Source organism: Billgrantia bachuensis (assembly GCF_011742165.1).
GTDB classification, from domain to species: Bacteria; Pseudomonadota; Gammaproteobacteria; order Pseudomonadales; family Halomonadaceae; genus Halomonas; species Halomonas bachuensis.
This window is the reverse complement of sequence record NZ_JAAQTO010000028.1, coordinates 1-26,143: the sequence shown is the minus strand read 5'-3', so window position 1 is coordinate 26,143 and position 26,143 is coordinate 1. Positions and strand designations below refer to the sequence as shown.

Annotated in this window: 22 protein-coding genes; 16 read left to right on the top strand and 6 right to left on the bottom strand. The window is 65.9% G+C overall.

Annotated features, from left to right (window positions below):
* Window positions 1-52: 52 nt before the first annotated feature.
* From HBJ55_RS10805 to HBJ55_RS10790, 4 genes are all read left to right on the top strand, one after another.
* The gene (locus tag HBJ55_RS10805; protein WP_167114190.1) at window positions 53-2,308 is read left to right on the top strand and encodes an ATP-binding protein; all 2,256 of its coding nucleotides are present in this window, start codon (window positions 53-55) and stop codon (window positions 2,306-2,308) included.
* Window positions 2,305-2,856 (top strand): DUF4242 domain-containing protein, encoded by a 552-nt coding sequence (locus HBJ55_RS10800; protein WP_167114187.1) that lies wholly within the window; start codon window positions 2,305-2,307, stop codon window positions 2,854-2,856. The genes HBJ55_RS10805 and HBJ55_RS10800 overlap by 4 nt, the downstream gene beginning before the upstream one ends.
* A gap of 109 nt (window positions 2,857-2,965) precedes the next feature.
* Window positions 2,966-3,526, top strand: coding sequence for an OsmC family protein (locus tag HBJ55_RS10795; protein ID WP_167114184.1), 561 nt, complete (start codon window positions 2,966-2,968; stop codon window positions 3,524-3,526).
* Window positions 3,526-4,782, top strand: a complete 1,257-nt coding sequence (locus tag HBJ55_RS10790) for an NAD(P)-binding domain-containing protein (RefSeq protein ID WP_167114181.1) — start codon at window positions 3,526-3,528, stop codon at window positions 4,780-4,782. The genes HBJ55_RS10795 and HBJ55_RS10790 overlap by 1 nt, the downstream gene beginning before the upstream one ends.
* A gap of 76 nt (window positions 4,783-4,858) precedes the next feature.
* Here HBJ55_RS10790 and HBJ55_RS10785 read toward each other — a convergent pair whose 3' ends face one another.
* The gene (locus tag HBJ55_RS10785) at window positions 4,859-5,677 is read right to left on the bottom strand and encodes an amidohydrolase family protein (RefSeq protein ID WP_338072000.1); all 819 of its coding nucleotides are present in this window, start codon (window positions 5,675-5,677) and stop codon (window positions 4,859-4,861) included.
* A 176-nt stretch (window positions 5,678-5,853) separates the two neighbouring features.
* Here HBJ55_RS10785 and HBJ55_RS10780 point away from each other — a divergent pair, with 176 nt between their 5' ends.
* From HBJ55_RS10780 to HBJ55_RS10765, 4 genes are read left to right on the top strand one after another with little or no spacing between them, the layout of a single operon-like run.
* Window positions 5,854-6,612 carry a GntR family transcriptional regulator gene (locus HBJ55_RS10780; protein WP_167114178.1) on the top strand — a complete coding sequence of 253 codons (759 nt, stop codon included), beginning with the start codon at window positions 5,854-5,856 and terminating at the stop codon, window positions 6,610-6,612.
* Between the two features lie 55 nt (window positions 6,613-6,667).
* Window positions 6,668-7,627, top strand: a complete 960-nt coding sequence (locus tag HBJ55_RS10775) for a Bug family tripartite tricarboxylate transporter substrate binding protein (RefSeq protein WP_167114175.1) — start codon at window positions 6,668-6,670, stop codon at window positions 7,625-7,627.
* Between the two features lie 23 nt (window positions 7,628-7,650).
* Window positions 7,651-8,124, top strand: a complete 474-nt coding sequence (locus tag HBJ55_RS10770) for a tripartite tricarboxylate transporter TctB family protein (protein WP_206022509.1) — start codon at window positions 7,651-7,653, stop codon at window positions 8,122-8,124.
* A 14-nt stretch (window positions 8,125-8,138) separates the two neighbouring features.
* Window positions 8,139-9,644, top strand: coding sequence for a tripartite tricarboxylate transporter permease (locus HBJ55_RS10765; protein WP_167114169.1), 1,506 nt, complete (start codon window positions 8,139-8,141; stop codon window positions 9,642-9,644).
* 5 nt (window positions 9,645-9,649) lie between these two features.
* Here HBJ55_RS10765 and HBJ55_RS10760 read toward each other — a convergent pair whose 3' ends face one another.
* The gene (locus HBJ55_RS10760) at window positions 9,650-10,612 is read right to left on the bottom strand and encodes a LysR substrate-binding domain-containing protein (protein ID WP_167114166.1); all 963 of its coding nucleotides are present in this window, start codon (window positions 10,610-10,612) and stop codon (window positions 9,650-9,652) included.
* A 131-nt stretch (window positions 10,613-10,743) separates the two neighbouring features.
* On the opposite strand from HBJ55_RS10760, the gene HBJ55_RS10755 reads away from it, so the two are divergent.
* The 7 genes from HBJ55_RS10755 (at window position 10,744) to HBJ55_RS10725 (ending at window position 20,611) form a co-directional block, all read left to right on the top strand.
* Window positions 10,744-11,682 (top strand): sodium-dependent bicarbonate transport family permease, encoded by a 939-nt coding sequence (locus HBJ55_RS10755; RefSeq protein ID WP_167114163.1) that lies wholly within the window; start codon window positions 10,744-10,746, stop codon window positions 11,680-11,682.
* Window positions 11,683-11,949: 267 nt separating this feature from the next.
* Window positions 11,950-13,119 (top strand): isovaleryl-CoA dehydrogenase, encoded by a 1,170-nt coding sequence (locus HBJ55_RS10750; protein WP_167114160.1) that lies wholly within the window; start codon window positions 11,950-11,952, stop codon window positions 13,117-13,119.
* Window positions 13,120-13,130: 11 nt separating this feature from the next.
* Window positions 13,131-14,738: a carboxyl transferase domain-containing protein gene (locus HBJ55_RS10745; RefSeq protein WP_167114157.1), complete on the top strand. Its 1,608-nt coding sequence runs from the start codon at window positions 13,131-13,133 to the stop codon at window positions 14,736-14,738.
* A gap of 180 nt (window positions 14,739-14,918) precedes the next feature.
* Window positions 14,919-15,749, top strand: a complete 831-nt coding sequence (locus HBJ55_RS10740) for an enoyl-CoA hydratase-related protein (RefSeq protein WP_167114153.1) — start codon at window positions 14,919-14,921, stop codon at window positions 15,747-15,749.
* Window positions 15,746-17,788: an acetyl/propionyl/methylcrotonyl-CoA carboxylase subunit alpha gene (locus tag HBJ55_RS10735; RefSeq protein WP_167114150.1), complete on the top strand. Its 2,043-nt coding sequence runs from the start codon at window positions 15,746-15,748 to the stop codon at window positions 17,786-17,788. Before HBJ55_RS10740 ends, HBJ55_RS10735 begins: the two co-directional genes overlap by 4 nt.
* A gap of 253 nt (window positions 17,789-18,041) precedes the next feature.
* Entirely contained in the window at window positions 18,042-19,841 is a 1,800-nt protein-coding gene (locus HBJ55_RS10730) for a single-stranded-DNA-specific exonuclease RecJ (RefSeq protein WP_338072008.1), read from the top strand.
* 152 nt (window positions 19,842-19,993) lie between these two features.
* Complete coding sequence (locus tag HBJ55_RS10725; RefSeq protein WP_167114144.1) at window positions 19,994-20,611, top strand: YitT family protein; 618 nt, start codon at window positions 19,994-19,996, stop codon at window positions 20,609-20,611.
* Window positions 20,612-20,650: 39 nt separating this feature from the next.
* On the opposite strand, the gene HBJ55_RS10720 is transcribed toward HBJ55_RS10725, so the two are convergent.
* The gene (locus tag HBJ55_RS10720; protein ID WP_167114141.1) at window positions 20,651-21,070 is read right to left on the bottom strand and encodes a VOC family protein; all 420 of its coding nucleotides are present in this window, start codon (window positions 21,068-21,070) and stop codon (window positions 20,651-20,653) included.
* 297 nt (window positions 21,071-21,367) lie between these two features.
* Here HBJ55_RS10720 and HBJ55_RS10715 point away from each other — a divergent pair, with 297 nt between their 5' ends.
* Window positions 21,368-22,687, top strand: coding sequence for an OmpP1/FadL family transporter (locus tag HBJ55_RS10715; protein ID WP_167114138.1), 1,320 nt, complete (start codon window positions 21,368-21,370; stop codon window positions 22,685-22,687).
* Between the two features lie 72 nt (window positions 22,688-22,759).
* On the opposite strand, the gene HBJ55_RS10710 is transcribed toward HBJ55_RS10715, so the two are convergent.
* From HBJ55_RS10710 to oppB, 3 genes are all read right to left on the bottom strand, one after another.
* Window positions 22,760-24,370, bottom strand: coding sequence for an ABC transporter ATP-binding protein (locus HBJ55_RS10710; RefSeq protein WP_167114135.1), 1,611 nt, complete (start codon window positions 24,368-24,370; stop codon window positions 22,760-22,762).
* Between the two features lie 11 nt (window positions 24,371-24,381).
* Window positions 24,382-25,278 (bottom strand): ABC transporter permease, encoded by an 897-nt coding sequence (locus HBJ55_RS10705; RefSeq protein ID WP_167114133.1) that lies wholly within the window; start codon window positions 25,276-25,278, stop codon window positions 24,382-24,384.
* Window positions 25,268-26,143 (bottom strand): oligopeptide ABC transporter permease OppB (oppB, locus tag HBJ55_RS10700; RefSeq protein ID WP_167114130.1); only part of this gene is annotated, 876 nt, incomplete at its 5' end. The genes oppB and HBJ55_RS10705, both read right to left, overlap by 11 nt.

The window sequence follows — 26,143 nt, the reverse complement described above, 5'->3', positions numbered from 1 at the left end:
GCCCGGTACGATCGCGAACTATACTGCTAGCGTTCTCCCATAGGGTCCTGACATGAATGCGCTGGCCCTCAACCTGCTCGGCGATCTCGAAGTGATTCGGGACGGGCAGGTATTGGCGCTGCCGCCCTCAAGGAAAACCCGTGCGCTGCTCGCCTATCTGGCCCGCCACTCCCGCCCCCTGAGTCGTGAACACCTGTGCGATCTGCTGTGGGAATTGCCCGACGACCCGCGCGGCTCGCTGCGCTGGAGCCTGTCGAAGCTGCGCCGCCTGGTCAACGATGCAGACAGGAGCAGATTAAAGGCGGACCGGCTGGGCGTGAGCCTGGATACCACGGACATCGACATCGACGTGATCGACCTGCATGCGCTATGCCAAGAGGGCTTGGCGACGGCCGACATCGAAGTGCTCGAGTATGCCGCTTGTCGGTACCGCGGCCCCTTCCTGGAAGGCCTGGAGCTGGACAGGTTTCCCGACTTCCACGCCTGGTGCCTGACCGAGCGGGAAGCTGCCATGCGCGCCCAGACGAACCTGCTGACGACGCTGGTCGGGCGACTCGCCGATAAACCGGAACGCGCCTTGCCCCACGCCCATGCCTGGGTGCGCCTCGCCCCCTTCGACGAGGCGGCACGCGCCTGGCTGGTGCGTCTGCTGCTGGCCCTGCACCGGCCGCGAGAAGCCGAACGACAGCTGCAGCTGGGTACGCGACTCATTCGCGAGGCGGGCCTGCCGCTCAACGGCCAGTTGCTGCGTGCTTGGCGCGAACCCAAGCTCGCTCAAGGCCCGCTGGAGCCAAGTACCCACACGGCGATACCGCCACGCCCAACCGACAATGAACGCCCCTCGGTGCTGGAGGGCGATACCCTCGAAGTGATGCGCTGGGCGGCGCTGCTGGCTCCCGAGCTCGACCCCGCCACTCTGGGTCGGGTCTCGGGGCTCGACACCAACCGTATCGGCATGGCCCTGGAAGTGGCCGAACGGCACCAGTGGCTCACCACCGGCCCCCAGGGGCTGCGCTTCACACGCAGCGAAGTGGCTACCGAGCTGTATGAGGCAATTTCCCCGTTTAGGCGCCAGGCCATGCATCGTCGCGTTGCCGAATGGCTGGCCGAAGGGCCTCTCAACGACATGCACCAGGCCAGCAGCCTGGCCCACCACGCCCACGCCAGCGGCGACATCGAACTGGCCGCTCGGGCACTGGTCGAAGCCGGCCGTTTCTGCCTGCGTATCTTCGCCAACCAAGAAGCCCAACACTTTGCCCAGCGAGGCTTGGCGCTGATCGACGACATGACCGGTACCCGGCGCGTATGCCTGGCCCTCGAGCTCCATGACCTTCTCTACAGTGCCGCGCCCTTGGCGGATTGGGAGGCCGGTGCCGGCGAAGTGGTCGCGCTTGCCGAGCAAGCCCTGGAGCATGGCGCCCTGGCCCATGCGCGGCTCGGCTACCAGTTGGCCAGCCATATTCGCTGGGCCCACGGTCAGTGGAGCGACGCCCATGAGCAGACCCTGCAGGCGGAACGCGCGACCCGCTGCGGCGAAAGACGTGAGCAGGTGATTGCCATGGCCGAAACCGCCCGCTGCCTGGCCATGCTCGAGCGCGACCTGCACCAGGCGGCCGAGCTGCTGGCCCAGGCTCTTGAACTGGCCATCCAGCACAATATCGGCCATCCCGCCATTCCTCTGGCCCAGGGCCTGCTCAGCCTGCATGAGGATCGCTTCGATCAAGCGGAATCCTACTTCAAGGAAGCCCGCACCCTGTGCAAGGCCATGGGCGACAAGCTGGGCGAATTCCAGGCCCAGGAGACACTGCTGCTGATGGACTTCGAGCGTGACGAATACGCCCCGGCCCGTGATCGTTGCGCCCAGTTGCGCGAACTCGGCAAACGCTTGCGCGACGGCAGCGAGGCCCCCTATGCCGCCGCTGCCGAAGCCTTGTGCCACTACGCCCTGGAAGACGACCCCGGCCCCTTCGGCGTCGCTCTCGTCACCCTGCGCCACGCCGACGCCCGCCATCGCCTGGCCGTTCTGCTGCTACAGGCGGCCCGGCTCGACCTTGCCCGCATGAGAGCTGAAAGCGCCAAGCATCGCGCCACCGAAGCCCTGGAGCACGCCCGGGTGCTGGAGCGTCGCAGCGAGCAGTTGCTGGCCCATGCACTGCTGGCCGAGTGCGCCCGACGCCTTGGCGACACGGCCGGCCGGCATCAACATGCCCAGGCCGCCGAAGCACTGGCACGGGAGCCCGTCGCCGGCTGGGCCCGACGACGCTGGCAAGCGCTTCTGGCCCAGCCCGCAGCCGAGGATGAGGCATGATCGACGTCATCCTGGAGCGCGGCTTCGACCGCCCCCTCGAATCGCAACTGGTTCGCTCGCTGAGCGAGGCGGCCCAGCCCTGCTTCCACCTGCATCGGATTGAATGGCAGGAGAGCTTGCTGGCACGGGATGGACGCCGTCTGGTCTGCCATTTCCAGGCCCCCGACGTGGAATCGGCACGCATCGGCCTGCGCCAGGCCGGCGCCGACATCAGCTCGTTGTGGGGCGGCAGCGTGCACGACGCCCCCAGCCTGGGTATCACGGACCTGGCGGCTGCCAACGTCATGGTGGAGCGCCGCTTCGCCGCGGCGGTGACCTTCGAGGCGATCCAGGCCCTGGAAGAGGCCGGATCCGCGTGTCTGGACAATCATCAGGTGCGCTTCGTGCGTACTATTTTCTCGCTCGACCGGCAGCGCATGCTCTGCCTCTACCAGGCCCCGGATGCCGAATCGGTACGCCTGGCCCAGCATCAGGCCGGCATGCCGGTCACCCACGTCTGGGCCTTTCAGCGCATCGCCCCCGTGGTGGATTCCACACCACTCATCTGAAAAACCACGCCCTCTCCCACGCTGGCTTACACCTCGCCCGCCGAATCTCGCCGTTGACCGCTGACGGTCAACCCCTGACGAGATAAAACAAGACGACGAGGAGAGTAAGATGCACACCGCCACCCAACCGATCGACAACGGTGTCAACGTCACCGCCCTGCTGGGCGCCCGCGAGGCGCTGGCCCAGGCCCCCGCCGCCGCGCGCTTCACCTGGCGCGCTCACTGCGACTGGGTCCGTGGCACCCACAGCCGCATCGCCGTCGAGGACTTCCATGGCCTGGGCGAAGCGCAGCAGCACCGCTCACGCTTCACCTTCGAGGCGGACCACCCCGAGGTGTTCGCTTCCGAGGATCACGGCCCCACCCCGGTGGAGTACGTGCTGGTCGGCCTGGCCGCCTGCCTCACCGCCGGCGTCGCCGCCGTGGCCCAGCATCGCGGCATTCAGCTGCACTCGGTCAAGGCCATGGTGGAAGGCGGCATGGACATCCAGGGCATCCTCGGTATGGACCCCGACGTCCGCAACGGCTTCGACGACATCCGCGTGATGTTCGAGATCGACGCCGATGCCAGCCGCGCCGACATCGAGGCACTGGTGGCCCAGTCGCAGAAGCGCTCGGCGGTCTACGACCTGCTCACCAACCCCACCCACGTGAAGGTCGAGGTGAAGTAATGAAGGCCGTGACCACCGTGGTCATCGGCGCGGGACACGCCGGGCTCGCCATGAGCCACCATCTGGCGCGACGTGGCATCGACCATGTGATCCTGGAGCGCGGCGAAGTGGCCAATGCTTGGCGCAATGAACGCTGGGACTCGCTGCGCCTGCTCACGCCCAACTGGCAGACGCGGCTGCCCGACCAGGCCTACGGCGGACCGGATCCGGAAGGCTTCATGGGCGTGCCGGAACTGGTCGCCTTGCTCGACCGCTATGCACGGGGCCTCTCGGCCCCGCTGCATACGGGCACCGAGGTGAAAGCGGTATGGCCCTCTGATGGCGGCTACCGGGTAGTGACCAACCGGGGCAATTGGCACTGCCGGGCGGTAGTGATCGCCACCGGCGCCTGCCAGCTTCCCGTCGTGCCCGCCATGGCCGAGGCCCTACCGCCCTGGATCGAAAGCCTTACGCCCCATGCGTATCGTCGCCCGGAGCAGTTGCCGCCGGGCGGCGTACTGGTGGTGGGCGCCTCGGCCACCGGCGTGCAGCTGGCCGACGAGATCCAGCGCAGCGGCCGCCCCGTGACGCTTGCCGTGGGGCAACACCTGCGCTTGCCGCGGCGCTACCGCGGCCGTGACATCCAGTGGTGGCTGGAACGAGCGGGAATGCTCGACCAGCGCTTCGACGAGGTGGACGACCTGGCCCGCGCCCGGCGCCAGCCCTCGCCGCAGCTGCTGGGCAGCGTCGAGCCGCAGGACCTGGACCTCAACGCTCTGAGCGAGCGCGGCGTTCGTCTGGTCGGTCGTCTGGCAGGCCTGGCCGGCACCCAGCTGCAGTTTTCAGGCTCGCTTGCCATGCACGCCACGGCGGCGGACCTCAAGCTGGGGCGGCTGCTCGAGAACCTGGATGCCTGGGCCATCACCCACGGCTGGCACGACGCCCTGCCCGCCCCGGAACGCCTGCCCCCTACGCGGGTACCGCAGCGGCCCTGCCTCGGGCTCGACCTCGCCAGCGGCGAAATCCGCACGGTGCTGTGGGCCACCGGCTTTAAGCCAGACTTCAGTTGGCTGGACGCACCGGTATTCGATGCCCGCAGACGCCTGCGGCACGAGGGCGGCATAGTGGCGCCAGGCCTCTACGCCATGGGCCTGCCCTTCATGCGTCGGCGCAAGTCGGGCGCCATTCACGGCGCCGACGACGATGCCCGCGACCTGAGTCTCCACCTTGCGGGCTGGTTGGCCACGGCAGGACGGCGTCACGACGCCTTCGCCTGACGGCTACCCAAAACCCCAGGCCCCAGCCGCTCGCACTGAGCGGCGGGGCCCTCTCTATCATTCGGTCCTTCCCCAGTCAGGTAACGTCGCCCAACCGAAAGAGAGCTTGTGGCGATTCCTCCAGGATATAACGACGGTCGTCTTCATCGCCGATCCAACCGGCCAGCCAGTCGAAGGTGTCCCGGTAGCTATGCTTGCCCTCATGGCGGGTCCAGGGCCAGTCGCTGCCCCACACCAGCCGCTCGCGCCCCAGCTCGCTCAGCAACTCGCGCACATGGGGGCGCAGGTCGCGCACCGGGGAGCGATAAGGTGCCGACAGCTTGACCCAGGTGTGGCCGTACCGGCCGGCTTTCAGCAACAGGCGGAAACCGGCATCGGCGCCAGGATCGGCCTCGACGGGCAGACCCAGGTGATCGATCACCAGGGTGACGCCATGCTCGTGCAGCGCGGGGAAGAGTTCGGGCAGGCGATCTCCCTCGAGGTGCAGCTCCAGGTGCCAGTCCAGCGCCTTCAGCCGGTCGAGGAAATCGATCCATTGCGGATCATCCAGGTCAGGAAGTTCGCGGCGCCGTTCGATCAGGTTCCAGCGCACGCCGACGATGCCGGCCGCATCGAGCTGGCGCATCTCGGTCAAGCTGGCCTCCTTGGGAAGCTGGACCACTCCGCGGTAGTTTCCCCCCAGTTCGCCGAGGATAAGCAAAAGCTCACGATTGACGTGGCCGAGGAAGCTCGGCTGCACCAGCACGCCACCGCGAAGCTCGCATGCCTCCAGATGTGCCTGCCACTCATGCAAGGGCGCCGGCCGCGACGGACGATAGTTGGAGCCCTCGATCTCATCCACCTGCGGATAGACATGGGCGTGACAGTCGAATCCTTGCTTCACTTTGGCTCCCACCTTGGTTTCCTCATCCTGGTTTCCTCACCCGGCTTCCCCATCGCCTGGCCCTTTGCTGAATACTCGAGGGTGCCTTGCCTAGACTTAAGTCTAGTTCTCTAGAGAACTGGTTGACTAGAAGTATACACTGGTCTTTAGTGACAGCAACAAGGCAGCGAATCCAGGAGAACGAACCCATGTGTGCACTGCGCATGCCCCAAGCCGACGGGCGCCTTCCCCTCTATGCCCGGCTGCGCGACCAGTTGGCGTCGCGGATCGCCAATGGGGAGTGGTCGCCGGGCGACACGATCCCCTCGGAGAACCGCCTGGCCGAAGAGTACGGCGTGGCGCTGGCCACCATGCGCATGGCGCTGAAGCAGCTCGTGGACGAAGGCCTGCTGGAGCGTCGCCGCGGCACCGGCACCTTCGTCAAGCAGCCGGCGTTTCGCGCCGACCTGTTCCGCTTCTTCCATGTGCACGATGCCGACGATCCCGACGGCTCCATGATTCCAGAGAGCCGCATTCTCAGCCGTGAGGAAGTCGAAACGCCCGCCGAGGTCCGACTGGCCTTCGGCGAGCCGGACGCGACGCGCTGCATCAAGCTCGAGCGCGTTCGCCTGTGGTCCGGCGAACCGATGCTGTTCGAGGAGGTTTACCTGCGCCTGCCCGATTTCGAAGGGCTGCTGGCGCTCGATCCCAAGGACATGGGACCGCTGCTCTACCCCGTCTTCCTTCAGGAGTTCGGGATTCTCATCACGTCAGCGACGGATGAGCTTTCGTTCGGCACCGCCACCCAGGCAAGCGCCAGGCACCTGGAACTGCCTGCCAATTCGCCGGTTGCCGTCATCGAGCGCATCGCGCGCAACCCCGTGGGCCGCGTCATCGAGTATCGACTCGTGCATGGCCGACCCGAGCGTTTCCGCTATCGCGTCACCCTTGGCGAGCAAAACGCCTGAAGCGGGCCTCGATGCCCGCCCCATGTCCCAACGACTCCAACAACAGGTACGACAAATGAAAACCACGCTGCTCCTCACCACCGCCACCGTATCGGCCCTTGCCTTCACCCCGGCCATGGCCGATTATCCGGACCGCCCCATCGAGCTCATCGTGCCGGCACCCGCAGGCGGCGGCACCGATAACGTGGCGCGCATGCTCAACCAGTACCTCGAGGAGGAACTGGGCCAGCCCGTCGCCGTGCTCAACGTGGCGGGCGGCGGCGGCGCCATCGGCGTCAACCAGTTCTCCCGCGCGCGCCCCGATGGCTATACCCTGCTTTCCACCTGGAACAGCCCCATCACCACGGTGCCGCACATGCAGCGTGTGCAGTACTCCTACGAGACGCTGACCCCCATTACCAGCACCTCGCAGAGCGCCTATACCCTCTGCGTCGCGCCCGACTTCCCCGCCGAGAGCGGCGAGGAGTTCCTTGCCGAGCTGCAAGCCAACCCCGGCAAGTATACCTATGGCAACGATGGCGTCGGCGGCACCATGCGCCTGGCGGCGGAGCGGATCTTCGAAGCCTACGACATCACCGCCCGCCCGATTCCCTTCGGCGGTGCCGGCGAGACCCTGCAGAACTTCCTCGGCGGCCACGTCGACATCTACGGCGGCTCCATCACGCCGGTGCTGCCCTATGTCGAGGAAGGCCAGGCCAAGTGCCTGCTGGTCACCTCTGCCGATGACAACGAAGCCTTGCCCCAGGCATCCGGACTCGCCGCCTTGGGCCATCCCGAGCTCGAGACCGTGCTCTGGCGCATGATGCTGGGCCCCGAAGGCATGGAGGAAGAGCGCGCCGAAGCGGTCGCCGATGCCGTGGCCCGCGCCGTGGAGCACCCGGAGTTCCAGGAATTCCTCGCCGCCCAGGGCGAAACCCTCAACCTGGTTCGTGGTGAAGAACTGCGCGAACGCCTGAAACAGGAAACCCAGGCCATCGGCGAGACCCTGGAAAACCTCGGCCTCAAGCAACAGTGACCGGCAAAGGCATCGATAAGACCATGAACTACAGAGATCTCTTCTCTGGCATTGCCTTCCTCATCATTGGCGTCACCACCGTCTGGATGGGGAAGGGCTTCTTTGCCGATGCCGCCTACGTTCCCATCGGGGTCGGCACCCTGATGGGCGCGTTCTCCCTGCCCCTGATCTGGCGAGGCATGAAGAGCGTGCTGGCCGCGCGAACCACGACCGCCGCCGGCCGCCACACGACGCCCCACCCGGCTCCCGCCCTGGTCGATCACGCGCCGCGCTTCACCACAACCCTGGGCTGCTGTCTGGTGTACTACACGGCCCTGCCGATCGTCGGCTTCTATACCACCAGCGCCCTGTTCATCACGCTGCTGGCCGTGCTGCTGGGAGAGCGGCGCCCCGCCGTGGTGGCGGGCATTACCCTGGGCTTCATCACGCTGCTGTACGCCCTGTTCGCCGTGGTGCTCAAGCGCCCCCTTCCCGTCGAGTTCTTCCTCGCCTCCTAGATAGGGTCCAGCTCATGTTCGAATCGCTCCTGAATGCGCTCCCGGTGGCCCTGCAGCTCGGCTCGCTGATCAGCCTGTTCGTCGGCACGCTGATCGGTATCCTGATCGGTGCGCTGCCCGGCTTGAATCCGGTCATGGCCATTGCCCTGATGCTGCCGCTGACCTACGGCTTCGACCCCATCATTGCCCTGGGGCTAGTCGCCGGGATCTACAACGGCTCCATGTACGGCGGCGCCATTCCCGCCATCCTGCTCAACATTCCCGGCACGCCCGCTGCCATCGCCACCACCTTCGACGGCTACCCGATGACACGCAAGGGCGAAGGCGGGCTGGCCCTGAAGACGGCTTGCTGGTCGTCCGCCATCGGCGGTATCGTCAGCGCCCTGGCCCTGATGACGCTGGCCCCCATGCTGGCCAAGGTAACCCTGGCGTTCGGCCCGGCGGAGTACTTCTGGGTGGCCGTATTCGGCCTCGTCAGCATCGCCGTGCTGGTGGGCCAGGATGTCAGCAAGGGCATGCTCAGCGCCCTGCTCGGCGTCATCATCGGCCTGGTGGGTATCGATACCATCAGCGGGGAAGAGCGCTTCACTTTCGATTCGCTCTATCTGTCAGGCGGTTTCGAGCTACTCATCGTACTGATCGGGCTGTATGCCGTGCCGCCCGTGCTCGAGATGGCGGAAAAGCGCAACGAATCCTACTTCAACAGCGACAGTTTTCGCGCCAAGCCGAGCGGTGGCAGCCTGGGCCTGCTGCGCCGCCACTGGCGTACCTGGAGCCGCTCTTCGCTGATCGGTGTGGCCGTGGGCATCCTGCCGGGCGCCGGCGGCAACCTGGCCGCCCTGCTCAGCTACAACGAGGCCAAGCGCAAGGCGCCGGACCCCGAGACCTTCGGCAGCGGCAATCCGGTCGGCGTCGCCGCGGCGGAGTCCGGCAACAGCGCCGACAACGCGGCAGCCATGATCCCCTCGCTGACGCTGGGCATTCCCGGCAACCTGGTTGCGGCACTGGTGCTGGGCGCACTGATGATCCATGGGCTGCAACCCGGTCCGCAGCTGTTCACCCGCTCCCCCGACGTGGCATTCGGCTTCATGTGGCAGATGCTGCTGACGGCCATGCTGTTGCTGCTGCTCGGCGGCATGGTGGCGACGCGCCTGTTCGCCCAGGTGCTGCGCATGCCCTCCGCGCTGCTGGTGCCCACCACCCTGGTGCTGATGGCGGTGGGCGTGTACACCGTGAACGGCAACGTCACGGATCTCTACGTGATGCTGGCCTTCGGCCTGGCCGGCTACCTGCTGAACCGGCTTGGTTTCCCGCTGGCGCCCGTGGTGCTGGGGGTGCTGCTGGGCCCCATGGCGGAGCAGAACTTCCGCTTGACCATGCTGATTGCCCAGAACGACTGGACGGTGCTGTTCACCCGCCCCATCTCGCTGGGCATCATCGCTCTGCTGGCCGTGGTGCTGCTCTCGCAGCTGTGGAAGACGCTGCGTCATCGTCGCCAGTCGCAGGATCAAGCTGCCTGAGACCTTCATGAGGAGTCTTCCAACCGCCGCCCCAGCATCACCTCCAACTCATTGGCCACGAAGCGCGGCTCCACGCACTCGTCGAGATGCTCCGAGGCGAAGCGCAGGAATCCCAGCGCGGCATGGGGCAGGCGGCGGTCGCGGCGCACGATGAACTGCCAGTGGCTCTCGATGGGGAAATCGGTCACTGGGAGGATCGCGATATCGGGGTGTTCCGGTGGCAGCACGTGCTCGGATAGCACGGCCAGGCCCAGCCCGGCCGCCACGCCGACACGAATCGCCTCGTTGCTGGCCATCTGCAGCGTGGGGCCCAGCGACAGGCCATGCTCCTGGAGCCAGCCCTCGAACATCATGCGCGTCGCCGAGCCCGGTTCGCGCAGCAGCAAGCGTTCCCCAAGCAGCTCCCTCATGGCGATACGGTCGCGATCCGCCAGGGGGTGCCCCTGTGGCGCGACCACCACCAGGGGGTTGCGCAGGAAGCGGCCGGCCAGGGCATGGGCCAGCGAGGGCGGGTGGCTGAACACGTAGAGATCGTCGTCCTGGCGCTCGAAGCGCGTGAGCATCTGGCGGCGGTTGCCGATGTGCAGGGTCACGTCGACATCGGGGAAGGCCTGGCTGTAGGGGCCGAGCAGGCGCGGCAGGACGTACTGGGCGGTATTGACCAGGGCGATGCTGAAGCGCCCCCGCTCGCCGCCGCGCAGTGCGGTGAGGTAATCCTGGAAGTCGTCGAAGCGGCCCAGCACCTCGCGGCTGGCGCGGTAGAGTTCCTGGCCTGCTTGCGTTGTGGTCAATCGCCCATGGCCGCTTTGCAGCAGCGGTTCCCCTACTGCTTCGACCAGCCGCTTGAGCTGCTGGGAAACGGTGGGCTGGGTCAGGTGAAGCTGCCGTGCGGCCTCGCTGACCGAGCCCGTTCGCACCACGGCAACATACACCTGCAGCAGGCGAAACGTCAGATGGCGTACGTTCACGGCGCAGCTCCGAAACAGCTTTCATAGATAAATATCTATACTAATTGTCATGACATTCAATTGGAATCAATACCAGGCATTCCTCACAATCCGCGACTACCTTGCCATTGCGTTCCAGAAGAAGAGAGCCCATGCCCGACATCGTCGTGATGTTCTTCCTGCTCGGCCTGCTCGCCGGCGTCGTGAAATCCGATCTCACCATTCCCAAGGCCGCCTACGACACCCTGAGCCTGCTGCTGATGCTGACCATCGGCCTCAAGGGTGGCATGTCCCTGTACGGCAACCTCAGCTGGTCGCTGATACCCGAACTGCTCGCCGTAGCCGCCCTGGGCGGGCTGATCCCGCTGGCCCTGATGCCGGTGTTGCGTCGCCTGGTACGGCTATCGCCGGCCGATAGCGCCAGCATTGCCGCCCACTACGGCTCGGTCAGCGCCGGCACCTTTGCCGTGGCGCTGGCCTTCGCCGAAAGCCGCGCCCTGCCCATCGGCGCCGAGGTCACCCTCTACTTGGTGATGATGGAGCTACCGGCGATCATGGTCGCCATCGCGCTGTTTCGCCGCCACTCGGGCAAGGACTCCAGCGAAGCGCTGCAAGGCATCTGGCACGAGACGTTGACCAACCGCGGCGTGATCCTGCTGGCCGGCGGCGCGGTGATCGGCGCCATGTACGGCCCTGCCGAAGGCGCCAACGTCACCGACCTGCTCACCGGCGCCTTCCATGCCGTGCTGGCCCTGTTCCTGCTGCAGATGGGCCTGACCGCGGCGGAAACCCTGCGCCCGATTCCCTGGTTCCATTGGCGCCTGCTTACCTTCGCCCTGGCAGCGCCGTTCGCGCTGGCCATGGCCGGTCTCGCGGTCGGGCTGCTGCTGGGCCTGCCGACCGGCTCGCTGATGATCCTCACCGCCCTCGCTGCCAGCGCCTCGTACATTGCCGCCCCGGCCGCCATGCGCACCGCCATTCCCCAGGCCAACATCGGCCTGGCGATGCTGGCCTCGCTCGGCTTTACCTTCCCGCTGAACGTGATCGTGGGCATCCCCATCTACCACCAGCTCGCCATGTGGCTGGGCTGAGTCAAGCTGAGCCTGGCGCTGCGCCACCGGCCATACCGACCGGTGGCGCCCATCCCAACCTTCTGCCACGCTTCCCTTTAGCCCCTGTTCTACGTCCCTTCCCGCTCTCCATCTTCGACATTCGTCGCACCCCCGGAAGCTGCACTTTACGTTAACGTAAACCTCGCCTAGTCTAGTACCATTCGTAAATAGCACTGCGGGTTGCGCCTGCGCGGCCCGCATCACCAGACAGCTGGTCTACCACTGACACTAGGGAGTTCCGCCGCCATGTTCACGTCCTACAAGCCCCTCGACTTCGGCCTCGATGACGAACTCAACATGCTGCGCGACCATGTGAATGCCTTCGCCCGCGACGAGATCGCCCCGCGCGCCGCCGAGATCGACGAGAAGAATGAGTTCCCCAACGATCTGTGGCGCAAGTTCGGCGACATGGGCCTGCTCGGCATCACCGTGCCGGAAGAGGATGGCGGTAGCGGCATGGGCTACCTGGCGCACTGCATCGCCATGGAGGAAATCTCCCGCGCCAGCGCCTCAGTGGGTCTCTCCTACGGCGCGCACTCCAACCTGTGCGTGAACCAGCTCAAGATCAACGCTAGTGCCGAACAGAAAGCCAAGTACCTGCCCAAGCTGATCAGCGGCGAACACGTTGGCGCGCTGGCCATGTCCGAGCCGGGCGCCGGTTCCGATGTGGTCTCGATGAAGCTGCGTGCGCGTCGCGAAGGCGACCACTACGTGCTCAACGGCAACAAGATGTGGATCACCAACGGCCCCGACGCCGACGTGCTGGTGGTCTACGCCAAGACCGACCCGGAAGCCGGCTCCAAGGGCATCACCGCCTTCATCATCGAGAAGGACTTCAAGGGCTTTTCCACCGCCCAGAAGCTCGACAAGCTCGGCATGCGCGGCTCCAACACCTGCGAGCTGGTATTCCAGGACTGCGAAGTGCCGATCGAGAACGTGCTGGGCGAGGAAGGCAAAGGCGTGCGCGTGCTGATGAGCGGCCTGGACTACGAGCGCACCGTGCTCGCCGCCGGCCCCATCGGTATCATGCAGGCCGCCATGGATGTCGTGGTGCCCTACATCCACGAGCGCAAGCAGTTCGACCAGTCAATCGGCGAGTTCCAGCTGGTACAAGGAAAGATCGCCGACATGTACACCACGCTGAACGCCTGCCGCGCCTATCTCTATGCCGTGGCGGCCGGTTGCGATCGCGGCCAGACCTCCCGGAAGGACGCCGCCGGCGTGATCCTCTACTGCGCTGAGAAGGCCACCCAGGTGGCGCTGGACGCCATCCAACTGCTCGGTGGCAACGGCTATATCAACGAGTACCCCACCGGGCGCCTGCTGCGCGACGCCAAGCTGTACGAGATCGGCGCCGGCACCAGTGAAATCCGCCGTATGCTGATCGGCCGCGAACTCTTCAACGAGTCCAAGTAAGGGGAGCCCCGATGGCGATTTTGAACACCCAGGTCAACCCGCGCAGCGACGGCTTCCAGGCCAACGAAAAGGCCATGCGCCACGAGGTGATGAAACTGCGCGAGCTGACCGCGGCGATCAGCCAGGGCGGCGGCGAGAAGGCCCGCACCCGGCACGAATCCCGCGGCAAGCTGTTCGTGCGCGACCGCATCGACCACTTGATCGACGAAGGCTCGCCCTTCCTCGAGTTCTCGGCGCTGGCCGCCCATGAGGTATACGAAAGCGACGTACCCGCCGCCGGCGTAGTCACCGGCATCGGCCGTGTGAGTGGCGTGGAGTGCGTGATCGTCGCCAACGACGCCACCGTCAAGGGCGGCACCTACTACCCGCTCACGGTGAAGAAGCACATCCGCGCCCAGGAGATCGCCCGCAAGCATCGCCTGCCGTGCATCTACCTGGTCGACTCCGGCGGTGCCTTCCTGCCCCGCCAGGACGAAGTGTTCCCCGACCGCGACCACTTCGGGCGCATCTTCTACAACCAGGCCACCCTCTCAGCCGAAGGCATCCCGCAGATCGCCGTGGTGATGGGCTCGTGCACCGCGGGCGGCGCCTACGTGCCAGCCATGGCCGACGAGTCGATCATCGTCAAGCAGCAGGGCACCATTTTCCTCGGCGGCCCGCCGCTGGTGAAGGCCGCTACCGGCGAGAGCATCAGCGCCGAGGACCTGGGCGGCGCCGACGTGCACGCCAAGAAGAGTGGCGTGGCCGACCACTACGCCGAGAACGACGCCCACGCCCTCCAGCTCGCCCGCGCCTGTGTGTCGCGGCTGAACTGGCAGAAGCGCGGCCAGCTCAAGATGCAGGAGCCCAAGCCCCCGCGGCTGGACCCCAGCGAGATCTACGGCATCGTCGGCACCGACCTCAAGAAGCCGTTCGACGTGCGCGAGGTGATCGGCCGTATCGTCGACGACTCCGACTTCGACGAATTCAAGCGCTACTACGGCGACACCCTGGTCACCGGCTTCGCCCACATCCACGGCTACCCGGTGGGTATCGTCGCCAACAACGGTGTGCTGTTCTCCGAATCCGCGGTGAAGGGTGCCCACTTCATCGAACTGTGCGCCCAGCGCAAGATCCCGCTGGTGTTCCTGCAGAACATCACCGGCTTCATGGTCGGCTCCAAGTACGAGCACGAAGGCATCGCCAAGCACGGCGCCAAGCTCGTCACCGCCGTGGCCTGTGCCAAGGTGCCCAAGTTCACCGTGCTGATCGGCGGCAGCTTCGGCGCCGGCAACTACGGCATGTGCGGCCGCGCCTACGAACCCAACCTGCTGTTCATGTGGCCCAACGCGCGCATTTCGGTAATGGGCGGCGAACAGGCCGCCGGCGTGCTGGCCCAGGTCAAGCGCGAACAGTACGAGCGCGAAGGCCGCGAGTGGAGTAAGGAGGAGGAGGAAGCCTTCAAGCAGCCCACCCGCGAGCAGTACGAGCACCAGGGCCACCCCTACTACGCCAGCGCGCGGCTGTGGGACGACGGCGTGATCGACCCGGCCCAGACCCGCGACGTGCTGGGGCTGTCGCTCGCCGCGGCGATGAATGCGGAAGTACAGGAAACCAAGTTCGGCGTCTTCCGGATGTAGCCGCGCGTTGCGCGAGAAGGAAGAGGTAAGAAGGAAGAGAGAAGATGTAAGAGTGAAGAATACAGAAGAAGGAAGGCAAGATAGGGGTTCTTCCCTCTTCAAGGCGCGCAGCGCCGTTCTTCCCTCTTATAGCGGCGCAGCCGCACTCTTCCTCGGGCTCGCAGCCATCAGGACAGTGACATGACCACACAGACATATTCGAACCTGAACATCGACGATCGCGGCGCCGCCCGGCTGACGCTGAACCGTCCCGAGGTGCACAACGCCTTCGACGACAGCCTGATCGCCGAGCTCAACGAGCATCTCCACAAGCTCCACGACGCCGCTCGCCACGGCGAGGTGCGCGTGGTGGTGCTGGGCTCCGAGGGCAAGAGCTTCTCCGCCGGCGCCGACCTGAACTGGATGAAGCGCATGGTGGAGTACGATTTCGAGGGCAATCTGGCCGACTCGCGCAAGCTCTCGCAGCTGATGCACGGCCTGGACACCCTGCCCTGCCCCACCGTGTGCCGCGTGCAGGGGGCCGCCTTCGGCGGGGCCGTAGGTTTGGCCGCCTGCTGCGACGTGGTGATCGTTTCCGAGAAGGCCAAGTTCTGCCTCTCCGAGGTCAAGATCGGTCTCTCGCCCGCCGTGATCAGCCCCTACGTGCAGCGCGCCCTGGGCTCGCGTCAGATGCGCCGCTACGCGCTCACCGCCGAGGTGATCGACGCCGACAAGGCGCTGGAACTGGGCCTGGCCCACCAGATCGTCGGCCACGATCATATCGACGAGGCCGTGAGTGAAATGATCGAGACCCTGCTGGCCGGCTCGCCCCAGGCCCAGCGCGCCACCAAGTCGCTGCTCGCCGAAGTGGCTCGCGACGCCGACAGCAAGGCCACCCGCGAGCACACCTGCCGCGTGATCAGCGAGCTGCGCGTGAGCGCCGAAGGTCAGGAAGGCCTGACCAGCTTCTTCGAGAAGCGCCGCCCCGCCTGGGCCGACGACAACACGAATTCCTCGGAGCGCCGCTCATGAGTCAGACCCACGATTCCCGCACCACGCCCTTCGACACCCTGCTGGTCGCCAACCGCGGCGAGATCGCCTGCCGCGTGATGCGCACCGCCCGCGCCATGGGCCTGCGCACCGTGGCCGTGTACTCCGACGCCGACGCCAACGCACGCCACGTGCGCGAAGCCGACGAGGCCGTGCGCCTGGGCCCGGCCGCCGCACGCGAGAGCTACCTGAAGGTAGAAGCCGTGGTGGAAGCCGCCAAGCGCACCGGCGCCGGCGCCATTCATCCCGGCTACGGCTTCCTCTCCGAGAACGGCGCCTTCGTCGAGGCGCTGGATGCTGCCGGCATCACCTTCGTCGGCCCGCCTGCCTCGGCGATTGCCGCCATGGGCGACAAGTCCGCCGCCAAGGCGCGCATGGCCAACGCCGGCGTGCCGCTGGTACCGGGCTACCACGGTGACGACCAGGACGACGCCCTGCTCAAGGCCGAGGCCGACAAGATCGGCTACCCGGTGCTGCTCAAGGCCAGTGCCGGGGGCGGCGGCAAGGGCATGCGCGTGGTGGAAGCCCCTGAGCAGTTCCAGGCCGCCCTGGACGGCTGCCGTCGCGAATCCCAGGCCGCCTTCGGCGACACCCGCATGCTGATCGAGAAGTACCTGACCCAGCCGCGCCACGTCGAAGTGCAGGTGTTCTGCGACCGCCATGGCAACGGCGTCTACCTGTTCGAGCGCGACTGCTCGGTGCAGCGCCGCCACCAGAAGGTGCTCGAGGAAGCCCCCGCCCCCGGCATGACGCCCGAGCTGCGCCGCGAGATGGGCGAAGCCGCCGTGCGCGCCGCCAAGGAGATCGGCTACGTGGGCGCCGGGACCGTCGAATTCCTCCTGGATGCGGATGGCTCCTTCTACTTCATGGAGATGAACACACGCCTGCAGGTGGAGCACCCCGTCACCGAGATGATCACCGGCCAGGACCTGGTCGAGTGGCAGCTGCGCGTGGCCATGGGTGAAGCCCTTCCGCTCAAGCAGGAGGAGCTGACCATCACCGGCCACAGCTTCGAGGCGCGCCTCTACGCCGAAGACCCGGAGCAGGACTTCCTGCCTGCCACCGGCAAGCTCGAGCGTTTCGCCATGGACCTCAAGGGCGCCGGACTCGACCCGCGCCAGGTGCGCCTGGACAGCGGCGTGGAAACCGGCGACGCGGTCTCGATGCACTACGACCCCATGCTCGCCAAGTTGATCGTCCACGGCGACGACCGCGACCAGGCGCTCTCCACCCTCAACCGCGCGCTCGCCGCGCTGGACGTGCAGGGCGTGGTGACCAACCGCGCCTTCCTGCAGCGGCTGGCCACGCACCCCGCGTTCAAGGCCTGCGAGCTGGATACCCGCTTCATCGAGAAGAACGAAGCTACCCTGTTCGCGCCCAAACAGTACACCACCGAGGAGTACGCCGGCGCCGCCCTGATCGGCCTCAACCAGCTTGCCCGCGAGTGCGAGAGCGACTCCCCTTGGGACCGCCACGACGGCTTCCGCCTCAACGCCCCGCACACCATCCGCATCTCGCTTTGCGACCCGGCCCATGTGCAGGACGAAGCGAGCGTGGTGGTCGTGGAAGGCACCCGGGCCAGCGGCGCGGACCCATGGGACCTGACCATCGGCGGCGAGACCCTCACCGCCCGCCTGCAGCATCTGGAAGGCGACGCCGTGGCCGTTACCCTCAACGGCCACCGCCGCCGGCTGCAGGCCCGGCGCAACGGTAGCGTCGTCGTCATGGTCGATCCGCGTGGCGAAACCCGTCTGTTCTGGCGCCGTATCGACGCCATCGACCACGGCCACCACGAAGCCGAATCGACCCTCACCGCGCCGATGCACGGCACCGTGGTCGCGCTGCTGGTGGAAGCCGGTCAGAAGGTGGAGAAAGGCATGCCGCTGATGGTCATGGAAGCCATGAAGATGGAACACACCATGACCGCCCCCGCCGACGGCCACGTGGAAAGCTTCCACTTCAACGCCGGCGATACGGTAGGCCAGGGGGATGTGCTGCTGGAATTCGCTCCCGCGGAGTAATTTGGAACGAGACTGGGAGCGCCAAGATGAGCGGCGCCGGGGGCAGGTCGCTGAGGGGGTCCGATGCCAGGGATGGCATCGGTAGCGCCCAGGGATGGGTTCACAGCGCCTCCTCGTCGACCTGCCGCGGGCTAGCCCGAGCGGTGGGCGATGCCCGGCGCCCCCGCATCGAGGCCAGCTCGAGAAGCCGCGCCGCAATCTCCGTAAGTTGGCCGCAACCCCCCCCCTCATGTAACAGGAGCCACGCTTGGACGTGACCGCGCCGCCCGACCTGCACGCCCGCCTCAAGCCAAGGCTGCTGCTGCGCCCACGCAACGAGGCACTCTATGCCCGCGCTCTCGCCGAGGGGCTGACCGAGCTGCAGGCCCGCGTACTGGCTGGCCGCTTGGCCGGCTACGAGGGCGAGTTGGCACCGCTGACCCAGCCCAGCCTGCGCTACCTCGAACACCCGGAGCGCCTGGCCGACGGCCGTCGTGCCGCCGAGCGTATTGCTCAGGCCGTGGTGGATGGTGAGCATATCGGCATCCTCACCGACTACGATGTCGACGGCATCACTTCCCACGTGGTCATTCGGCGTACCCTGGTGGAACTGTTTGGCGTGCCGGAATCGCGCTTGCACAGCCTGATTGGTCACCGCATCCATGACGGCTACGGTATCAGCCTGCCGCTGGTCGAGCGTACGCTGAAGCTGACGCCGAGGCCGAGCCTGGTGATTACCGCTGACTGCGGCAGCTCCGATGAGCCGCGTATTGCCCGGCTCAAGGCGGCGGGCATCGACGTGGTGGTAAGTGACCACCATGCACTGCCGATAGAAGGGCCGCCGGCCTCGGCCTATGCCACCGTCAACCCGACGCGAGACGACTGCGGCTACCCCGACCGCACCATTGCCGGTTGCATGGTGGCGTGGCTTACGATGTCGCTGGCGCGCAGCGTGCTGGTCGAATGGGGCGCATTGCCCGAGGCCACGCCCAAGCTCTCCGCCTGGCTCTCCTACGTGGCGCTGGGCACCGTGGCCGATTGCGTGTCACTGGGAGCGAGCCCGGCCAACCGCGCCGTGGTCAGCCACGGCCTGGCGCTGATCAATCGCATGGAGGCCGCCTGCTGGCGCTCCATGGCGGCACGTCTGGGTGAGGACAGCGTGCCGTTCTCCGCCGAGACCCTGGCCTTCCAGATGGGGCCGCGCATCAACGCTCGCTCACGCCTCGACGATCCCTACGCGGCGCTGCATTTCATGCTGGCAGCCGATGATGCCACGGCGATACGCCACTTGCAGACACTCGATGACGACAATCAGTCACGCAAGGCGATCGAGGCGGAGATGGTGGAGGAAGCCCGTGCGTTGGCCTTGCCGCAACTCGAGTCCGATCAGCCGGCACTCGTCGTGTTCCTCGACAGCGGTCACCCGGGCGTGCAGGGCATCGTCGCTTCGCGCCTGGTACAGGCCTATGGCCGTCCCGCGCTGGTTCTGACACCGGCGGCGGCTCCCGGTATGCTCACCGGCTCGGGGCGTTCCATCGAGGCGCTGCACCTGCGCGAGGCGCTGCAGCGCACCTTTGACCTCGCCCCGGAGGCGCTGCCGCGCTTTGGCGGTCATCGTGGCGCGGCCGGGGTTGGCGTGCCGGTCGATCAGTTGGAGACCTTCCGAGCGGCTTTCCTGCAGGCGGTGGGCGAGCAGTTGAACGGGGTCGAGCTGTTTCCCCACGTGCTGACCGACGGGACGCTTTCGCCCGAGCAGTTCCAGTTGGCCACGCTGGGCGAACTCGAGGCACTGGGCCCCTACGGTCGAGAATTCGATGCGCCGCTGTTCGAGGGGGAGTTCCTGGTCGAGTCGATGCGCTCCGTCGGTGCCGACGGTACTCACCTCTCCATGCTTCTTTCCACCGGGCCGACGAGTCTCAAGGCGATCTGGTTTCGTGCCCTCACGCCCGGCGAGCTGCCGGCCTTCGCCCTGGGAGATAGGCTGCGCTGTGCCTACCGGCTGAATCGCAATCGCTGGCGGGGGCAGGAGTCGCTGCAGTTGATGGTGGAGTATGCCGAGCCGATTGGTCGCTGATCGCCGGGGCGGCCGCGATACCTGCGGCTGAGCTGAGTCAAGGTGACGAGCCCTCGACCCCGTTAGAATCCGGCTTCCTACCCAGCGGTCGACCTACAAGCCCGGCCGGTGCGGCCAATCGAACATCGCCTGCCAGTTGCAAGGTATTCCGCATGGATCCACAAGACCTCCCCACCGACCCCCATCGCCCTTACGAGGACGTGATGGCCATGCTGGTGGGCACACTGTTCGTCGCGCTCGGGGTGAGCTTCTATACTCAGGCGCTGCTGCTGACCGGCAGTACCGCCGGCATGGCCTTCCTGCTGCAGTACGCCACGGGCTGGCGCTTCGGCGTGTGGTTCTTCCTGATCAACCTTCCGTTCTACTACCTGGCGGTGAAGCGCATGGGCTGGTCGTTCACGCTGCGCACCTTCGGTGCCATCGCCCTGGTGTCGCTGTTCTCGGAGCTGACCGGCCAGTGGGTCGCTTTCGATAGCCTCAATCCGCTCTACGCCTCGCTGATGGGCGGCAGCCTGATCGGCATCGGCATGCTGGTGCTGTTTCGTCACCGCACCAGCCTCGGCGGCATCAACATCCTCGCGCTCTACCTGCAGGGGCGCTACGGCCTGCGTGCCGGCTACGTGCAGCTCGGCATCGATGGGCTGATCATGCTGGTCGCCTTCCTGGTGCTGCCGCCCGAGCGAGTCGGGCTATCGGTGCTGGGCGCCGTGGCGCTCAACCTGATCGTTGCCCTTAACCACAAGCCCGGCCGCTACATGGGCGTGAGCTGAAAAGTGGCTGCGCTCGGCAATGTGACGGGCATAGCTCTGTCAGTAGTTGGGCCAGACGCCTGGAGTTGCCAGCTCGATCAAGTGTCCGTCGGGGTCACGGAAATAGAGACTCTCGCCGCCACGGGGCCAGTGGGTGCGGCCTTCGATGGCGATGCCGTGGTCGTCGAGTTGACGCACCCAGGCGGCGAGCTCTGGCTTGGCAATGGCAAAGGCAACGTGCACTCGTCCCTTGCCATCGTGGGGCGGTATGGTACCCATCTCATTGGGCAGCACCACGGTTTCCAGCGTCTCGCCCTGCAGGAACAAAAGCAGCACCGAGCCGGCGCCGACATCGTAGGCAGTGAAGCGATGGTCGGCATTGAAGGGCTCGAGCCCCATCACACCTTCGAAGAAGACCCGCGCCCGATCCATGTCGTCGACGTAGAGCGCGGTCTCCAGTACGCCGTTGAGTCTGGGCATGGCTTTCTCTCCTTCTGCCATATGTTCTTCAGCTTAGCAGGTGCTACCTCTATGCCTGCCTAGCGGGTCAATGCGTCTAGCGGGGTCCGTGAGTGAGAGATGCTGCATTGCACAATGAAAAAGTTCAATGACTTAGGGCAGATTGAAACTAAAGTATTAGTAAATCTCGCATTAAAACGAACGTTTGGCCTTGAACCGAACGGATGTTTGGCGAAAACTGACCAGGTAGGGCACCGCTCCGGGGAGGGCGGAACAAATAACCAGCTCCAGCTCGCATCTGGAAGAGGACGTCGAGACATGCAGAACAAGTTCAACAAGATCACCTGGGCCGTGGCCATCGCGGCCGCCGCCTTCGCCAGCCAGGCCAACGCCGGCGGTTATCAGATCAACGAACAGAGCGTCAGCGGCCAGGGCTATGGCCACGCGGGTCGGAGCTCCAACATCAACGACGCGACCATCGTTTTCGGCAACCCGGCGGGCATGTCCTTCCTCGACCGCGCTCAGTTGACCGCGGGCGGGACCTATCTGAACGTCAATAGCGAGATCAGCAATGCCGAAGCGACTCGCAGTAGCGTCTTGACAGGAGGAGTGGGGGTGCCTGTTTCGGGCACGACCGACGGAGACATGGTGCCCGGCACGCTAATTCCCTTCGCCTTCTATGCCCATCCCGTCAACGACCGACTTGCCTTCGGTTTTGGTGTATATGCCCCCTTCGGTTCCAAGACCGACTACGAAGACGGGTTCCTGGGGCGCAACCTGGGCAACTACACCGAGTTGAAGGTAATGAGCGCTCAGCCTACCGTGTCCTACCGCTTCAATGAGCAGTGGTCGGTCGGGGCGGGTATTACCTACAACCGTGTCGAAGGTGAATTGCATCGTCAGGTCCCGGTGTTGATAGGCGGGGCGCCTGGTGCGCCGGTGTATACCGAAGCGGACTCCCGCGTCGAGGGTGACGATGATGGTTGGGGCTACAATCTCGGGGTCATCTTCCAACCAGTGCCGGAAACTACCCTTGGCCTAACCTATCGCTCCAAGGTTGATTACAACCTAACGGGGGACTTCCGCGCCGTCGCACAGGATGTCGGCGTAGAAGTCACGGACAACGCCTCGCTCGACCTGACGACACCCGAAACCGTCAATTTCTCCGTGACTCAGCAAATGAGCGACAGGCTCAAACTGATGCTGGGCGCCTCCTGGACCCGCTGGAGCCGGTTCGACCAGATCCTGATCGAAGGCGAGAGCATTCCCGAGATCACCCGCGAGGTACAGAATTACTCCAATGCCTGGGCTTATGGCGTAGGTGGCGAATACCAGCTCAATCCTCAATTGGCGCTGCGTGCCGGTGTGACACTCGATTTTACACCGACGAGCGATCAGTATCGCAGCGTGCGGATTCCCTCCGACGACCGGCGGATCTTCTCCATCGGTGCCGGCTGGACGCCTACCGAGAACCTGACTGTGGACTTCGCATACTCCTACCTGACCGAGCGCGGCACCCAGGTCGAGCAGGAGCGCACCGACAGCTTCTCTGGTACGCCGCCGGTGACCTCCACTTATGCTTCCGACTACAAGAACGAAGCCCATGGCTTCGGCGCTCAGCTGACCTACCGCTTCTGATCGTATCGAAGCCCTCTGTGGTTAGTACTTCCCAGGCCCGGCGCATGCCGGGCCTGTTGCTTTGCATCTTTCCTACGCCGCCTGGTCGAGAAAGGCCGCGCGTATCAGCTCGCGGGTATAGGTTTCGCGGGGCGAGCGGAATAGTGCGTCGGTCTCGCCCTGTTCGACCACGCGGCCCTCCTTCATCACCAGCACGGTGTCGGCCAGCGCGTGCACCACGGCGAGATCGTGGCTGATGAACAGGTAGGTCAGGTCGTGCTTGTGTTGCAGGGTGCGCAGCAGCTCGATCACCGTCGCTTGCACCGAACGGTCCAGCGCCGAGGTGGGTTCGTCCAACAACAGGAAACGCGGCTTGAGCACAAGTGCCCGGGCAATGGCGATGCGCTGGCGCTGGCCGCCGGAGAATTCGTGGGGGTAGCGTTGTCGCGTGGCGGGGTCCAGCGAGACCTCCTGCAGCGCCTCGATTACGCGCTCGATGCGCTGCCGGCGGGTCAGTTCCGGGTAATGGACGCGCAGGCCTTCGCTGACGATCTCGCCCACGGTCAGGCGCGGCGAGAGCGAGCCGAACGGGTCCTGAAACACCAGCTGCATGCGCGAGCGCAGCGGGCGTAGCGTGCCGCTGTCGAGGTGGGTCAGGTCGGTATCCTCGAAGCAGACGTCACCCGAACTCGCCAGCAGCCGTAGCAGCGCACGGCCCAGCGTCGACTTGCCGGAGCCCGACTCGCCGACGATGCCGACCGTCTGGCCTTGGCGAATGGTCAGATCGATGCCGCGCACGGCCTCGAAATAGTCGCTGGGTCGGAACAGGCGCTTCTTGATGGCGAAGCGCACCTTGAGGTCGTGCGCCTGCATGATCACCGGGGCAGTCTTCGGCACCGGCGCCTTGCGCCCATGGGGTTCGGCGTCGATCAGCATGCGCGTGTAGTCATGCCGGGGCGAGGCGAACAGTTCCCGTGTCGGAGCGCTTTCGACCACTTCGCCATCGCGCATCACGCAGACGCGGTCGGCGAAGTGCCGGACGATGCCCAGGTCGTGAGTGATGAACAGGATGGCCATGCCGTACTGGCGCTGCAGGTCCTTGAGCAGCGTCAGGATCTGCGCCTGGACGGTAACGTCCAGCGCCGTGGTGGGTTCATCGGCAATCAGCAGCCGCGGCTCGCAGGCCAGCGCCATGGCGATCATCACACGCTGGCGCTGGCCGCCGGAGAGTTCGTGCGGGTAGCTCGCTGCGCGCCGCTCCGGCTCGGGAATGCCGACCTGCTCGAACAGCTCTATTACACGCCGCTTCGCCGCCTGGCCGCGCAGCGTGGTGTGCTTGTCGAGTACCTCGCGTACCTGGCGGCCGATGCGCTGCAGCGGGTTCAGCGAGGTCATGGGCTCCTGGAAGATCATCGAGATCTCGTTGCCGCGAATCCGGCGCATGCGCTTTAGCGTGGCGCCGAGCAGCTCCTCCCTGCCCTGGCTGCCGTGCCAGTGGATGGCGCCCCGGGTCGAGGCGAATTCCGGCAGCAGACGCAGGATGGCGGTGGAGGAGACCGACTTCCCCGAGCCGGATTCGCCCACCAGCGCCAGAGTCTCGCCTTCATGGAGCGAGAAGCTGACCTCCTTGACCGCGGGCACCCGGCCATGGGGCAGTTCGAAGTCGACCTGCAGGCGATCGAGTTCCAGTAGTGGCTGAGACATGCAGGCCTCCGTTAGCGGGTGCGTGGGTCGAGGGCGTCGCGCAGCCCGTCGCCGAGGAAATTCAGGCACAGCAGGGTGACAGCGAGGAAGATCGACGGCACCAGCAGCATCCAGGGGGCGCTCTGCATCATGTCCACGCCCTCGCTGATCAGCACGCCCCAACTGGTCATTGGCTCCTGTACGCCGAGCCCCAGGAACGACAGGAAGCTCTCCAGCAGGATCACCTTGGGCACGGTGAGCGTGACATAGACGATCACCGGCCCCAGCGTATTGGGAATCAGGTGGCGCATGACGATGGTGCGCGACCGAACGCCCAGGGCGCGGGCTGCCTCGACGAACTCGCGCCGCTTGAGCGCCAGGGTCTGGCCGCGCACGATGCGTGACATATCGAGCCACTCGACGGCGCCGATAGCGGCATAGATCAGCAGGATGTTTCGGCCGAACACCACCATCAGCAGGATCACCAGGAACATGAACGGCAGCGAATACATGATGTCGACGAAGCGCATCATCAGGTTGTCGACGCGCCCCCCGAGATAGCCGGCTACGGCGCCATAGATCACGCCGATCACCAGTGAGACGAAGGTGGCCACCACGGCCACCGAGAGCGAGATCTGGCCGCCGAAGAGCGTCCGCGTGAGCAGGTCGCGGCCGTTGGCGTCGGTCCCTGCGTAATGGCCGTCGGCGAGGCTGGGCGGTGCGTTGAAGGCGGCCCAGTCCACCTCGTTGAGCCCCCAGGGCGTGAGCCAGGGGCCCGCCAGGCAGGCCACTGCGATGAGGGTCAGCAGCACCAGGCTGACCATGGCGGCGTGGTTCTGCTTGAGGCGGCGCCAGGCGTCGCGTCCCAGGCTGTCGCCCACCGGCAGGTCGCCGGCGCCCGGGTGGGTCGTCGTATGTTCAGTCGTCATAGCGGATCTGCGGGTCGAGGGCGGAATAGAGGAGGTCGACGATCAGGTTGAGCAGCACGATCAGGATGCCGTAGAACACCACCGTGCCCATCACCAGGGTGTAGTCGCGATTCAGCGCGGCCTGGACGAAGTAGCGCCCGATGCCGGGAATGCCGAAGATCTGCTCGATCACCACCGAGCCGGTAATGATCCCGGCGATGGCCGGCCCCAGGTAGGAGACCACCGGCAACAGGGAAGGGCGCAGCGCGTGGCGCCAGATCACTTCGCGCTCCGACAGGCCCTTGGCGCGGGCGGTGCGTATGAAGTGGCTACCCAGCACTTCGATCATGCTGGCCCGGGTCATGCGGGCGATATAGGCGATCTGCTGGATCGACAGCGCCACCACCGGCAGCACCATGTTGCGCCAGTGGCCATCGTTCCAGCCGCCCACCGGCAGCCACGCCAGCAGCACGCCGAAGACCAGGGCCAGGATCGGCGCAATGACGAAGTTGGGAATGGCGACCCCGGCCAGCGCCGTGCCCATCACCAGGTAGTCGACGCCGGTATTGCGCCGTAGCGCCGCCACGATGCCGAGCGGAAGCCCCAGTGCGATGGCCAGGACAATGGCCCACAGGCCCAGCTCGAGACTGACCGGAAAACCCTGGGCGATCAGTTCGGTGACGGTGAAGTCCTTGTAGCGGAAGGAAGGGCCGAAATCCCCCTGCAGCAGGTTGCCCAGATAGATCAGATACTGCCGCCATACAGGCTGGTCGAGGTGGTAGGCCGCGCGCAGGTTGGCCTCGATCTCGGCCGGCAGTTGGCGCTCGCCGTCGAACGGTCCCCCCGGTGCCAGATGCATCAGAAAGAACGACAGGGTAATGACGAT